Origin of the sequence: Cedecea davisae DSM 4568 (genome assembly GCF_000412335.2) — a bacterium.
In the GTDB taxonomy this organism is placed as follows: Bacteria; Pseudomonadota; Gammaproteobacteria; order Enterobacterales; family Enterobacteriaceae; genus Cedecea; species Cedecea davisae.
In genome coordinates this window covers 772,248-785,646 of the sequence record NZ_KE161030.1, presented here as the reverse complement: position 1 = coordinate 785,646, position 13,399 = coordinate 772,248, and the positions used below count along the sequence as shown (strand labels likewise).

At 54.6% G+C, this 13,399-nt stretch carries 14 protein-coding genes; 6 read left to right on the top strand and 8 right to left on the bottom strand.

The window, feature by feature from the left end; genetic code table 11:
• Positions 1-34 precede the first annotated feature (34 nt).
• From HMPREF0201_RS03720 to HMPREF0201_RS03705, 4 genes are all read right to left on the bottom strand, one after another.
• Positions 35-346, bottom strand: a complete 312-nt coding sequence (locus tag HMPREF0201_RS03720; RefSeq protein ID WP_016535135.1) for a PsiF family protein — start codon at positions 344-346, stop codon at positions 35-37.
• Positions 347-449: 103 nt separating this feature from the next.
• Positions 450-1,865, bottom strand: coding sequence for an alkaline phosphatase (gene phoA / locus HMPREF0201_RS03715; protein ID WP_016535134.1), 1,416 nt, complete (start codon positions 1,863-1,865; stop codon positions 450-452).
• 94 nt (positions 1,866-1,959) lie between these two features.
• Positions 1,960-2,220, bottom strand: coding sequence for an anti-adapter protein IraP (gene iraP / locus HMPREF0201_RS03710; RefSeq protein ID WP_016535133.1), 261 nt, complete (start codon positions 2,218-2,220; stop codon positions 1,960-1,962).
• A 274-nt stretch (positions 2,221-2,494) separates the two neighbouring features.
• A complete protein-coding gene (locus HMPREF0201_RS03705; RefSeq protein WP_016535131.1) occupies positions 2,495-3,712 on the bottom strand; it encodes a multidrug efflux MFS transporter in 1,218 nt (405 codons plus the stop codon).
• A 220-nt stretch (positions 3,713-3,932) separates the two neighbouring features.
• On the opposite strand from HMPREF0201_RS03705, the gene ddlA reads away from it, so the two are divergent.
• Positions 3,933-5,033 (top strand): D-alanine--D-alanine ligase, encoded by a 1,101-nt coding sequence (gene ddlA, locus HMPREF0201_RS03700; RefSeq protein WP_016535130.1) that lies wholly within the window; start codon positions 3,933-3,935, stop codon positions 5,031-5,033.
• A gap of 3 nt (positions 5,034-5,036) precedes the next feature.
• Here the strand turns inward: ddlA and HMPREF0201_RS03695 are convergent, their stop codons facing one another.
• Complete coding sequence (locus HMPREF0201_RS03695) at positions 5,037-5,249, bottom strand: DUF2754 family protein (protein ID WP_016535129.1); 213 nt, start codon at positions 5,247-5,249, stop codon at positions 5,037-5,039.
• A 272-nt stretch (positions 5,250-5,521) separates the two neighbouring features.
• Here HMPREF0201_RS03695 and HMPREF0201_RS03690 point away from each other — a divergent pair, with 272 nt between their 5' ends.
• The gene (locus HMPREF0201_RS03690; protein WP_039897963.1) at positions 5,522-5,860 is read left to right on the top strand and encodes a DUF2755 family protein; all 339 of its coding nucleotides are present in this window, start codon (positions 5,522-5,524) and stop codon (positions 5,858-5,860) included.
• Positions 5,861-5,899: 39 nt separating this feature from the next.
• Here the strand turns inward: HMPREF0201_RS03690 and HMPREF0201_RS03685 are convergent, their stop codons facing one another.
• On the bottom strand, positions 5,900-6,982 hold the full coding sequence (locus HMPREF0201_RS03685) for a DUF1615 domain-containing protein (RefSeq protein WP_016535127.1): 1,083 nt from the start codon (positions 6,980-6,982) through the stop codon (positions 5,900-5,902).
• A 40-nt stretch (positions 6,983-7,022) separates the two neighbouring features.
• Complete coding sequence (locus tag HMPREF0201_RS03680; protein WP_016535126.1) at positions 7,023-7,907, bottom strand: LysR family transcriptional regulator; 885 nt, start codon at positions 7,905-7,907, stop codon at positions 7,023-7,025.
• 103 nt (positions 7,908-8,010) lie between these two features.
• On the opposite strand from HMPREF0201_RS03680, the gene HMPREF0201_RS03675 reads away from it, so the two are divergent.
• The 4 genes from HMPREF0201_RS03675 (at position 8,011) to HMPREF0201_RS03660 (ending at position 11,892) form a co-directional block, all read left to right on the top strand.
• Complete coding sequence (locus HMPREF0201_RS03675) at positions 8,011-8,595, top strand: nuclear transport factor 2 family protein (RefSeq protein ID WP_016535125.1); 585 nt, start codon at positions 8,011-8,013, stop codon at positions 8,593-8,595.
• Between the two features lie 86 nt (positions 8,596-8,681).
• The gene (locus tag HMPREF0201_RS03670) at positions 8,682-9,137 is read left to right on the top strand and encodes a MarR family transcriptional regulator (RefSeq protein ID WP_016535124.1); all 456 of its coding nucleotides are present in this window, start codon (positions 8,682-8,684) and stop codon (positions 9,135-9,137) included.
• A gap of 27 nt (positions 9,138-9,164) precedes the next feature.
• Positions 9,165-10,343 (top strand): HlyD/EmrA/EmrK family protein, encoded by a 1,179-nt coding sequence (locus HMPREF0201_RS03665; protein WP_016535123.1) that lies wholly within the window; start codon positions 9,165-9,167, stop codon positions 10,341-10,343.
• A 10-nt stretch (positions 10,344-10,353) separates the two neighbouring features.
• Entirely contained in the window at positions 10,354-11,892 is a 1,539-nt protein-coding gene (locus HMPREF0201_RS03660) for a DHA2 family efflux MFS transporter permease subunit (RefSeq protein ID WP_016535122.1), read from the top strand.
• Between the two features lie 203 nt (positions 11,893-12,095).
• Here HMPREF0201_RS03660 and sbmA read toward each other — a convergent pair whose 3' ends face one another.
• A complete protein-coding gene (sbmA, locus tag HMPREF0201_RS03655) occupies positions 12,096-13,313 on the bottom strand; it encodes a peptide antibiotic transporter SbmA (RefSeq protein ID WP_016535121.1) in 1,218 nt (405 codons plus the stop codon).
• Positions 13,314-13,399: the final 86 nt, after the last annotated feature.

Sequence of the window (13,399 nt, the reverse complement as noted above, 5' to 3'; positions counted from 1 at the left end):
ACTCACCGTACCAACAATCAAGTCTTTAAACGACTTATTTTTTCTTCAGACAGGTGCTCATAAAGGTTTTTCTGGCGTCGCCCTTCAGCGATTGCTTCGCGGCATCGGCATTACAATCCTTCATTTTTTGCTGCTGTGGGGTCAGCGTTTTGACCGCCGCAGCCGGCTGTTCGCCCTTCAGGCAGCTACTCATATAGCTCTTACGTTGGTCCCCTTTCAGGGACTGCGTTGCAGCCTGTTGATTACAGCTGGTCATTCGCTGCTGCTGAGGCGTCATGGTTTTCTCCGCCGCCGTTGCTGACCCAACCAGCCCTACCAGTAACACCGCTAATAATGAATATTTCATAGCTTATTCCTTTTTTATTGTGACGCTTCAAGCCTGGCTCTAAGGCAAAAAAAATGCGACTCCTGCGCCGCATTTTTTCTTATTTTTTAGCCCACTCCCCACTTTACTCCAGCGCCATCGCCGCCTTCATGGTGTAGAACAGGTCAGTCTGGTCGGTGAGCCCCACAACGTTTGCCGCATGCGGGCCATAGGCCGCCACGCGCAGCTGGGTGCCGGTATGCTCCTGAGATTCGCCTTCGGAGTTGCCGTAGCTAATCACCATGACAGAGCCATCTTTGGTATTCAGAGCCTGCGTCAGCCCCGGTGCTTTGGTGTCCGGTGCCACAATCTGGCTGGAATGCGCGTGGTCAGCGGTGACAACCACCAGGGTGTTGCCGTCTTTACGGGCAAACTCCAGCGCTTTCTGCACCGCTTCGTCGAGATCGACCGTCTCGCCAATCTGGCCGCAAGGATTCGCCGCGTGATCCTGCTTGTCTATCGATGCGCCCTCAACCTGCAGGAAGAAGCCTTTCTCGTTGCCTTTCAGCAGATCGATGGCTTTTTCGGTCATCTGCGCCAGGGTTGGCACGCTGGCATCGCGTTTCGGGTTTGCGGTACAGGTTACCGCCGGTTGGTCAATATTGCCGTGATAGCTGGCCTTCGGCCCTTCCCAGCGTACAGGCATATTGCCGTCCGCAAACATGCCGATCAGGGGTTTGCTCTGGTTTGCCTCGGTTACGGCCGCCAGGCCCGAAGCATTATCGACCCAATGGTAACCACGAATATCGGCCTGTTCGCGCAGCGTTTTACCGCTCCATTCGCCCGCCTTCGCTACTTCGCTGAAGGTCTTAGCTCCGCCGCCGAGCGTGACGTCGGCGCGGGCGTTAAGCAATTGTTCGCTTATCGAGCCTTTGCCGCCGTTTTCCAGCGCATTAGTCGCGCATTTCTCGCTGGTCGCGCTCGGGCCGTAGCATTTACGCCCGGTAACGTGCGACACAAGCGCTGCAGGGGTGGCGTCCTGAATTTCTGCGGTAGACACGTTGCCGGTGGCTTTACCGGCGGCTTTAGCCAGTTCAAGAATGGTGACGTGATCTTTGCCGTTTACGTCCACGCCCAGCGCGCCGTTATAGGTTTTCACGCCGGTGGTCCACGCGGTAGCGGAGGCGGCAGAGTCGGTCACGTAATCCGGTTTTTTCGTTTTCTTGTCTAAAGAATAATGGGTGTATTGCCCGGTAAGCGGCAGGGCATCAATTCCGCGGAAGAAGCCGCCCGCGCCTTCGGCATAGTTTCTGGCAGCGGTAATTTCGGAGTCGCCCATTCCGTCGCCGATCAGCAGAATAACGTTCTTCGCCGTTTTATTGTTTAACGAGGCGCGAATAGCTTCCGTTTGATCGCCAGTAATACGGCGTGCGCCGCCCGGCTGGGTTAAATCTCCCTGCGCGGCACGATTATCCAGAGGGGCTAAATTTTCTTGTGAGTGCGAAGGGGTGCTGGCAAGCAGCAAAGGCAGCAGGCTGGCGATAATTACGCTCTGTTTCACTTTATTTTCTCCATGTAGTAACTACTGAATACAAAATAAAAACAGAGCGAGTATAAAAATAGCTTATGACATTAATATGACAGAGAAATTTGATTCAACTACGTGGGTGAATAAGCAGTTTTTTTAAATATTGACGAAGTAATTCGGTATCCTGAAATGGCACTACGGTCTTTGGGGATGCATCATCTAACGCCCCTTCAATACTGTCGACCAGCTGCTGGCGCTCCCCCTGCTCGAGCCGCCTCAGCAGCGCCGTAACGACTATTTCCAGCGCCTCAACCTGAGCCACCAGTTCTTTTGATTCCTCTTCCTTCTCAGCGAGTTTAACCAATAACTCTGCAATAAGATTTTTCATTTTCTCAGTCCCTGCGGGGTTAAGACATGACGTTAACACTCAGATCCACCTGAGAGCAATATGCCGCGTTAAATATGTGCGTAATAGCAAATAAAGGCGATATTAAAACGATTCAGTCTGCTAATAATCGCGGATGCATTTTTTTTGCGTATCAAAAAAAGAATAATGGAATATTATTCGCTAAAAAACCTGCCATCCGGCGAACAATAATAAGTGGGAATTATTCTCCATGTTCCACTCATTAATATTGCCGCCGGGCAAAAAAAAATCCGTTTTAAATTTGTCGCTCCAGCTCTTTTTGACGGAGTTTTTTACGTTTCAAAGCCACCGCCAGCTGCCAGATGTTGATTAAAACAACCAGCGCGGTTGCGGCAAAAACGTAACGAAAACCGGCCATTGCCGAGACTCCGGCCCCCATTAAAGGCCCCGCCACGTTGCCCAGATACATAAACGACTGGTTATAACCGAAGATGCGCCCGGTTACCTGGTCGCTGCAATATTTCAGCAGCAGAGTTTGCACCGCCGGGAGCATCGCACCGTCGGCAAAGCCCAGCAGAAAACGCAATATTCCCAACTGGAACGGCGAGGTCACAAAGGACATTGCCAGGAATAACACCACGGCGCACGCGAGGGTCGCCATCAAAATACGCTCGGTGCCGATTCTGTCGCCCAGTTTGCCGAGTCTTGGGGCGGCAAACAGCGCAGAAATCCCAGGCAGGGCGGCAATAAAGCCGCTCATAAAGGCGATATTGGTGCTGTCTGGTGAAAGTTGCTTAATAAACAGGGCAAGGATCGGGCCTATCGAGCCGTTGCACAGCTGAATAACCAGGGTCGTCAAAAACAGGCTGAAAATCAGCCACGGATAAGGCAGCGTGGCGAACACCTCTTTGCCGCTCAGGCGATCGGCTTTGCTAATCTTCGGGCGCGGCCCCTCTTTTATGAGTAGCAGAGTGACCAGGAAACTCACCATCAGCAGCCCGGCGGTGGCAAAAAATACCGGCCTCAAGCCCAGGTGGTCCGCCATAAACCCCCCGAGCAGCGGGCCGACTATCACGCCGCTAATCTGCCCGGTAGATAAAGTGCTTATGGCCCAGCCGCTGCGTTCGCGCGGCACCTGAGAAGCCACCAGCGCCATGGCATTAGGAATATAGCCGGAGGTCAGCCCCATCACCGCGCGCAGCAGGAAAAGCTGCCAGACGTTGGTGGCAAAAGCCTGAAGCAGGATAGCAACCGCCATGCCGAAGGAGGCGCGCAGCAGCATCAACTTTCGCCCTTTGCGGTCGGCAAGGCTGCCCCACATCGGAGAAACAATGGCGGAAACCAGAAACGTCACGCTAAAGGTCAGCCCCGACCACATGGACAGCGCCTCATGGGAGCTAACGCCGAGCTGCTCTACGTAGAGCGGCAGAAAGGGCAAAATCTGGCTAATCGCAAGGCCGGTAAAGAAACAGCCGAACCAGACCGAAATGAGGTTAACCTTCCAGGATTCCATAGCGCGTTTTTTCAAAGGGGATGCAACCAGAATAGAACGATTTGAATAAAGCTTATCACACTAACGAATATCGCCGTCAGCACCCTGGAATCGCCATTACGATATAGAAATGATTGCTTACCAACTCACATATCCCCCGCGGATGCAGGAACCACATGAATCCCCGTTATGAGCATGGTATGTTGTCCGCCTTCGTAAAGTTTATGGGTGGATTAAAGGCATGGCAAAACTGCGGGTTGGTATCGTGTTTGGGGGAAAATCAGCAGAACACGAGGTGTCGCTGCAGTCGGCAAAAAACATCGTCGACGCCATTGATAAGTCGAAATTTGACGTGGTGTTGTTGGGCATTGATAAGCAGGGGCAATGGCATATCAACGACGCGTCCAGCTATCTGCTGAACGCCAATAACCCGGCGCTTATCGCCCTAAATCGCTCCGAGAAAAATGTCGCGCTGGTTCCCGGCCAGACCGAACACCAGCTGATTGAAACCAGCAGCGCAGAGCAGCTTTCCCAGATTGACGTTATTTTCCCGATTGTGCACGGCACGCTGGGCGAAGACGGTTCTTTGCAGGGCATGCTGCGCGTGGCAAATCTGCCGTTTGTCGGCTCCGGCGTGCTCGGCTCGGCGGTCAGCATGGACAAAGACGTAGCCAAGCGCCTGCTGCGCGATGCCGGTCTGAACGTAGCGCCGTTTATCACCCTGACCCGCGCTAACCGCGGCAAAATCAGCTTCGCAGAAGTTGAAAAGCAGCTCGGCTTACCGCTGTTTGTCAAACCGGCAAATCAGGGTTCTTCCGTCGGCGTCAGCAAGGCCAGCAATGAAGATCAATATCATGCTGCGGTGGCGTTAGCCTTCGAGTTTGACCATAAAGTGGTGGTTGAAACCGGGATTAAAGGGCGTGAAATCGAATGCGCGGTATTGGGTAATGATTACCCGCAGGCCAGCACCTGCGGCGAGATTGTAGTCAACAGCGAGTTCTACTCCTACGATACCAAATACATCGACGAGCAGGCTGCCCAGGTCGTGGTTCCGGCGGCGCTTGAAGCCGAAGTGAACGACAAGATCCGCAAAATTGCCGTTCGCGCTTACCAGGCGCTCGAGTGCAGCGGTATGGCGCGCGTTGACGTGTTCCTGACCGAAGATAACGAAGTTATCATCAACGAGATCAACACGCTGCCGGGCTTTACCAACATCAGCATGTATCCAAAACTCTGGCAGGCCAGCGGGCTTGGCTACCAGGAGCTGATCACCCGCCTGATCGAACTGGCTCTTGAACGCCACCAGCAGGATTGCGCTCTGAAAAGCTCAATCACCTCGTAGTGTTTAGGGTTCCGCCGTTTCCGACTCTTCGCGGGGGCGGCGGATAATAAATCCCGCAAGCCAGAAGCAAATTACCCACGTTACCAGCCCCACCGCATAGTTTTGCCAGCCTTTCGTTTCCAGCCCCAGCAGGCCAAGCACGCCGTTCAGAATAAAGATAAGGCCAATCGCCACCGCGTAATAGTGCCAGTCGCGACGCATTTTCAGGGTCAACATGTCAGCCTCATATCATCAGAGATAAACCAGACGGCATTGTCGCATATCGACGGCCGGGAAACTGCCTGTTGCCGGGCGCATAATTAGCACAATGTTAATGAGATTTCATTTAAGTTACAAAAATGTGAAGTTGAGCAAAAAATGCAAATCCAGGAGGATTCTGCCCGCAAAATTACCAGCAATCTGATATTGACAACTCCCCTGACCTGCCAAAATTTGCGCTACGGGCAGTCACGCGCCTGATTAGCATGGCGATTTTACGGGAGGTCATGATGGCTGATATCACATTGTCGAAAGCCGTTGTTCCGGTACCCCGGATGATAACGACAACCAAAACAGAAACATCCGCGTTGGGCAACGTTGCCTATACGTTGTTTGTGCTGTTTTGCTTCTGGGTGGCAACCCAGATACTGAACCTGATAGTCCAGGCACCCGGCGTGCTGGAATACCTCGCGCAAAGCAATGACGCTGCCCGCCCGCGCATCGAAATGGGGCTGGCGGTAAGCACCCTATTTGGCCTGATCCCATTCCTGCTTGGCGCGTTAACGCTTGGCGTTATTGCCCTTGTGCTGCGCCTGCGCCAGCGTCGCCATCCCTTCTGGTTTTATTAAATCCTGAGGCGGAAGCCTGCCCGCTCCCGCCTGAGATGACTAACGCTGCATACAGCTCGCTCGCCGGTCATCCACCCGCTTAGCAAACCAGGCGGTGGTTAAATTGCGGGTGATTTTCGGACTTTCGAGCGTGATACCCGGCAGCACTTCTCGCGCTAGCGGCTGGCCCGCTTTCTTCTCCGCTATAGCAAATACCTGCTTATACAGGCTGGTTTTTTCAAAGCCGATGCTGTCCCCTTTTTGCAGCGCGCGGCGGATTTCGCTATTGCTCATATCCAGCTGTTTCGCCAGTTTGCGTACCGCAAGCTCGGTGCTGCTCGCCTGGTCGCTGGTGTAGAGAATAAGGTCGCCGTCCAGCGCCAGCTTTGTGCCGGTGGCGCGGCTAACGGCGCTCTGGAAGGCGGCGTTGCGGCTTGCGTACCAGCCCGCGTTATAATCCGCGAAACGATAAATCGGCTTCGTGTAATTGGCCGGATAATTCAGCAGATGGTAAGTGCCAAACCACAGCCCGCCGCGGCGGGTGAAGACTTCCTGGCGCACCGAGCCTTCCATTTTCCACGGGTAGCCGTCGGTGTGCTTCTCGGCAAAGGCGACGCTAACCTGCATCGTGCCGCCGGTTCGTACCGGATTAAAGCTGCCAAACAGCTTCTGGCCCATCGGCACCATGGTAAGGAAGTCGTCAAAAATAGCGCTAAGCTGGCCTTCGGTTTTTACCTTGTCCAGACGCTCGCTGTAGCTTTTACCGTTGGGAGAATTAATACGCAACGCGGTATGAACCAGCAGTGGCGGGATATGCATTTTCTCCGCCCTGCGGTCTATCTCTTTCCACGCAATTTTATTCAGCCCCGGCACGGCCGGGTCGGCCTGCAGGTTGGACTCCTGCAAAGCAATGGCCAGCACGGAGCAGACATTCTCCTCCGTCGGTTCAATGTTCTGGCTCTTAAGCGTGGTCAGCAGATCTTTAGCCAGCTCGTCTCTGTCTTTAACGCCCTGCGGAATTTTCCGCAGCGTAACGGTTTCGATATCAACCGGTTTTGCCGCTGCCGTTGTCGTTGATGCGGGTGAACTGCTTTTTGTTGTACAGCCGCTAAGTACCAACAGAGCGCCCAGAGAGAGCGCCATCAATCCATGCTGCCTGTTCAAATTGCCATCCTCATAGCGTTTAGTCGTGATTATTATTCTGGGCGAGACGAGTCCAGGCGAGCACGGCTCCCTGGGTTTCATCCCGGCGGCTTAACAATAGCAACTCTGCCATCAGCCGCCGATCGGAAATTGGCTGATAAACCAGGTGCGGAATAGCAATGTGGGTAAAAGAGTGAGGCAGCAGCGCAATGCCAAACCCGGAGGCAACCATAGCCAGAACGCCAAGCGTGCTTTGGGCCTGATACAGCGGCTGCGGCAGTTCTGCGCGCCACTTTTCACGAACCTGCTCCAGGGCTTCGTCCCCTTCGCCCGCGGCGAACTGGATATGCGGAACCTGCGCCAGCATCTCAAGCGTAATCTGTTTTTCGCCCGCCAGCGGGCTATCTTCCGCCAGGGCGACCATCATCGGCCATTCTGCAATCTTCACCGCTTTAATATCTTCGCCCAGTTTGCCCATTAATGGCGTATAGGCCACGTCGATAGCCCGCTGGCTAAGCGCCTCACCGAGCGCCAGGGGCGACATTTCATGAAGCTGAAGCTCAACCTCCGGCCACCGGTGGCGAAAAGCCCGGACATCGTTCATCAGCTGCCCGGAAACCACAGCATTGCCCGCAAAGCCGACTCTGACCAGCCCGGTTTCGCCACGTAACGCCCGCTGAACTATATTTTTACCGTGTTCGGCCTGCTCTAACGTACGCCTTGCCTCCGGTAACAGTAATTGCCCGGCTTCCGTTAGCTCGACTTTACGGCTGGTGCGCGTAAACAGCGGCCCGCCAACCTCTTCTTCCAGGGCGCGGATCTGCATACTCAGCGCGGGCTGAACGATGTGCAGCAGGGCTGCCGCCTGCCCGAAATGCCCGGTTTCGGCTAGCGTGACAAAGTAGCGAAGATGTCTTAATTCCATAGCGCCAAACCATCAATTTTAATGATTGAATCATCATATCAATATATTTCATTTATCGATAACGCGGAGCAACAATGGCTCCTCACCTTTACAGGAGCCTTTTATGAACAGTGACTATTTGCAGGATCGCCTTGCTATCAACGATTTGATGAACGGCTGGATGTACCGCGACCTTTCGCAGTGGGACAAGCTGGCCGAGCTTTTTCACCCGGAGGGCACCATCGAAGTGACCTGGTTTGAAGGCCTCGCCAGCGAATTTATCAAAGGATCGATGCGCATGGGCAAGTCCGACATCAGCACTAAACATCTGATTGGCACCCCGGTTGTCACCTTTAACAACGCCCGAAATAAAGCTATTTCAGAAACCAACGCCATGATTATTGGCCAGAACCACAAGCTGGAATTTGGCGCCACCTGCCATAACCGCTTTTACGACATGCTGGAAAAACGCGACGGTGCCTGGCGGATCCTGCGCCGCCAGGTGGTTTACGACTTTGGCTCGTTCGACTTCCCGTTTGGCCCGGTGGACATTGATAAACCAGCCGCTAAACGTTACCCGGCGGCCTACGCTCCGCTCGCTTATCTGCTGGAAAAATCAGGTTTTCCGGTACAACGTGTGTTTGCCACCCAGGGGTCAGAGCTGGAAATTGCCATGAAAAACACCGCCCGGGCCTGGCTGGCAAACTGACAAAAAGTGCGCTTATCCTGACATAACGTTGACAATTTAATGCCTGGTCAGTAATTTCATTTGTAATTACTGACCAGGCAAATATCATGAGTAATACTGCGGGTACTCCCTCTTCTAAACTCCATCTTGGCCTGCTGATCCACCTGTCTAACCAGTTTAAAGATCAGCTTATCAGCCAATATTTTTCCCCTATGGGGATAACCAGCGCGCAATTTAAGGTTTTGATTAGTATCTACAAAGGCTTTAACAGCCCGGTGGAAGTCAGCAAAAATTTGGTGATGGATACCGGCGCGATGAGCCGCATGCTTGAACGAATGGTGAAGCGAGATCTGATCGTGCGAAACATTAATCCCGAAGATAAACGCCAGGTGATCCTCGAGCTGACCGACAAAGGGCAGCAGATTTGCGATCGCTTCCAGAACGAAGCGCTGGACTCCATCATCGGCGCCCTGACGACCCGGCTAACGCCCGAAGAGTCCCAACAGTTGACCGAGCTTCTGATCAAAATGCTGCCGGACGACATTACCGCGCCCCACCTTTAAGCTTTCCTGACTAAGGCCATAACAAAAATGCAAACCTCTTCCGAGCAGGCAGAACGCGCACCAAGCAAGCGTAAGCGCAACTTCGCTATTTTGCTGATTATCCTGCTGCTGATAGCCGCCGGATGTCTGGCGTGGTACATGCTGTACGCGCGCTACTACGAAACCACCGATGACGCCTACGTCAACGGCAACCAGGTCACTCTGACCCCGCAAATCGGCGGCACCGTCACCCAGGTGAGCGTCGACGAGGGCGATTACGTCGAAAAAGGCCAGCCGCTGGTGCTGCTTGACCCAAGCGATACCAATATTGCGCTACAGCAGGCCGAAGCCAATCTCGCCAATACCGTGCGCCAGGTGCGCGGCCTGTACAGCACCGCCGATAACTATCGCGCCCAGGTTGCGGCCAAACAGGTCGCCCTGCAAACCGCGCAGAGCGACTATGCTCGCCGCCAGAAAATCTTTGCCACCGGGGCTATTGCGGCCGAAGATCTGTCTCACTACCGCGATGCGGTAACCAGCGCCCAGAGCGATTTGCTCGCCGCACAGCAGGCATTACGCACCAACCTCGCGATGGTTGATGACACAGTGATTGATAGCCACCCGGAAATTAAAAGTGCGGTAGCGACCCTGCGCCAGCGCTTCCTCGACAATGCACGCAGCACCATCGTCGCGCCGGTTAGCGGCTTTGTAGCAAAGCGCGCCGTGCAGCTCGGGATGCGGGTTGATTCAGGCACCACGCTGCTGGCTATCGTCCCGCTGGACCAGGTGTGGGTGGACGCTAACTTCAAAGAGAGCCAGATGCAGACCATGCGTCTCGGCCAGAAAGTGACGCTAACCGCCGACCTTTACGGCGATGATGTTGAGTACCAGGGCACCATAGAAAGCCTCGGCATCGGCACCGGGAGCGCCTTCTCCCTGCTGCCTGCCCAGAACGCCAGCGGTAACTGGATCAAGATTGTTCAGCGCCTGCCGGTACGCATCACGCTCGACCCGCACGACATGCAGAAACATCCGCTGCGCGTAGGGCTTTCTATGTTTGCTCGGGTAGATATTCGCAATGCAGACGGCCACCTGTTGCCGCAAAAAACCGTCGCCACGCCGCGCTTTACTACCGACGTTTATCAAAATGCGCTGGACCAGGCCGACCAGCTGGTTGCGAAGATCCTCCATGACAACAGCCAGCCGGTAGCGTCCGGCAGCCGCTAAGAGAGACGTTATGCAAGATAAGGCGGCGTTTACGCCCCCCAGCCTGCTGCTGGCCACCATCGCGCTGTCGCTGGCGACCTTTATGCAGGTGCTGGACTCAACGATTGCCAACGTGGCGCTGCCGACGATTGCCGGTAACCTCGGCGTCAGCGCCGACCAGGGCACCTGGGTTATCACCTCGTTTGCGGTGTGTAACGCTATCGCCCTGCCGCTGACCGGCTGGTTTACCCGCCGGTTCGGGCAGCTCAAACTGTTTGTTGGCTCGGTGGCGATGTTTACCCTTACCTCGTTCCTGTGCGGTTTTGCCCACAGCATGACCGAGCTGATTATCTTCCGTGCGTTACAGGGTTTTTTCGCCGGGCCAATGTTCCCGATGTGCCAGACGCTGCTGCTGATTATCTTCCCGTCGAGCAAGCGAAGTATGGCGCTGGCGCTGCTGTCGATGGTGACGGTAGTCGCGCCTATCGTCGGGCCAATAACCGGCGGCTGGATAACCGATAACTACTCATGGCCGTGGATTTTCTATATCAACGTGCCGATCGGTATTTTTGCCGCACTGGTGGTTTGGGGCCAGCTGCGTGAACGCGAAGAGACCACGACTATCGCCCCGATAGATTACATCGGTATCGCCCTGCTGGTGCTCGGCGTGGGGCTGCTACAGGTGGTGCTGGATAAGGGCAACGATCTCGACTGGTTCTCCTCGCCGGAGATAATCATCATGTCGGCGATTTCGGCGATTGCGCTGGTCTCGTTTGTGATTTGGGAGCTGGGCGAGCGCCATCCGATTGTTAACCTGCGGCTTTTTGCCGACCGCAACTTTGCGATTGGCACCCTGTCGCTGACGCTCGGCTACGCGGCATTCTTTGCCATTAATATTATTCTGCCGCAGTGGCTGCAAACCCAGATGGGCTATACCGCAATCTGGGCCGGGCTTGCCGCCGCGCCGATGGGCGTTCTGCCGCTGTTGCTGACGCCGATTGTCGGGCGTTACGCCAACCGGGTTGATATGCGCATGTTGGCTACGCTGTCGTTCCTGACGATGGGCGCTTCATGCCTGCTGCGCGCGCAGTTTAATACCAATGTCGACTTCCGAACTATTGCCGAAATACAGCTGTTTATGGGTATCGGCGTGGCGTTCTTCTTTATGCCGATAACCACTATCGTGCTGTCGAATCTGCACGGCGTTGAGGTAGCGGAAGGCTCCGGCCTGGCAACCTTCTTCCGCGTGCTGGGTGGCTCTTTTGCCTCCTCCCTGACGACGTGGATCTGGTCGCGCCGCGAGGTTTATCACCACGCGAACCTGACTGAGAGCGTGTCGGCATATAATCCGTCGGCAATGGATTACCTGCATAAGATGGGCGGAGCAACGCAGCAGCACCTGGCCGTGGTGGATAAAACTATTGAGCAGCAGGCCTATATGATGTCGACCATCGACTACTTCTGGCTGTTGGGATGGGGGTTTATGGCGCTGATTGTGGTGATTTGGTTTGCCCGTCCGCCGTTTATTCGGGCGGGTGCGCCGGGCGCTCCACCCGCCGCCGGGCATTAGCAAAAAGGGATGGCATCACGCCATCCCTATGCGGTTGCTGACGAAGAGGGAAAAAGCGTGGTTTTTCCCTCTTCGTGGTTATCAGCCGAAAATCAATGAATTGATTTTCCTAATTTTTTAACAAGCTGTCTGGTATTTCTTCTATCCCCAGAGTTTGTCACCCGCCTGAAAGGGATGGCATCACGCCATCCCTTTTCTATTAGCTAGACGGCTTCTTCGGTGCCGGGCACCGGCACATCCTGCAATGTGCGCTCAAAGCTGCGCAGACGTTTGTAGATAGACATCAGCTCAACCAGCGTGGTCCAGGAGCTTATCAGATACTGGAACGAGCCTCGTACCTGACCAAAGGCGTTGGTTATCTGCTGCATCAGGCCAAGCGTAATGGCCCCTGCTGCAATCGACGGGAACAGCAAAAACAGGCCAAACACGTTATCCACCTGCAGGTAGAGAATGCGCACGATGTTAAAGTAGGTGTAGTGGAAATAGAGTCGGAAATAGTTATGGCGCACATCGCCAAACAGCGCCGCGACCGTTGGCGGCGTAGCGCGGGACGCATCATCTTCGCCATAGACCAGCTCTTTACGGTAGGCCGCTTCCACCTTCTGATTATTGAACTGTAATCCCGGCAGCTTTATCCCAACCGCCGCCAGCAGACCGGTCCCCATCAGCGACCAGACAATAGCCGCAATTACCAGGCCATAAGGCACGGCACCGATAACCGGCAGCTCTTTAACATGCGGGGAAAGCGCCACCAGAATCGGCAGAAAGGCTATCAGGGTCATCACCGATTGCAGCAGGCTCACGCCCATATCCTCAAGGGTGGAAGCAAAGCGCATGGTATCTTCCTGAACACGCTGGGCCGCCCCTTCAATGTGGCGCAGCTTCTGCCAGTTTTCCATGTAGTAGTCGTTCATCGCGGTACGCCAGCGGAACACATAGTGGCTGATAAAGAAGCTGTTCAGCACGCCGACCGTGACATAGATAAGCGCGATACCCAGAAACACGCCCGTCTCACTGTAGAATTTTTGCAGCGGAACTTTATTCGGCGAGGCCAGCGCGGTCTGGATAAGGTCAAAGAACGGCGCGTACCAGGCGTTAATTGCCACTCCCAGCTCAACCATAAACCAGGTCACGAAGACGATTAGCGCGGAGCCGAGAATAGACCAGCGCTGCCACGGATGCGGGCTTATCAGCGCCCAGACGCCGGCAAAAGCTCCCACACAGACGGCATAAAAAGCATAAAAAACAAATGCTTTTAGCGTCCAGAAACGGGCTGCGCTGATGGGTGTCTGCTGGCTGGCACCGACCAGATTTTCCAGCCACAGCCCGCCGCCGAACTGCCAGAAAATAACTGCGAGTAGTCCCCATATTGCCGCCGAAAGGAAAAACAGCTTCGGCGACGGGAAGAAAGATTTAAACATGACAACGCTCCTGATACGGCTTTTTGTTGTTATATCTGCTGGTTATAGCTAACGCGCTACGATAAAGCTTGCAGAATGTTGTATCA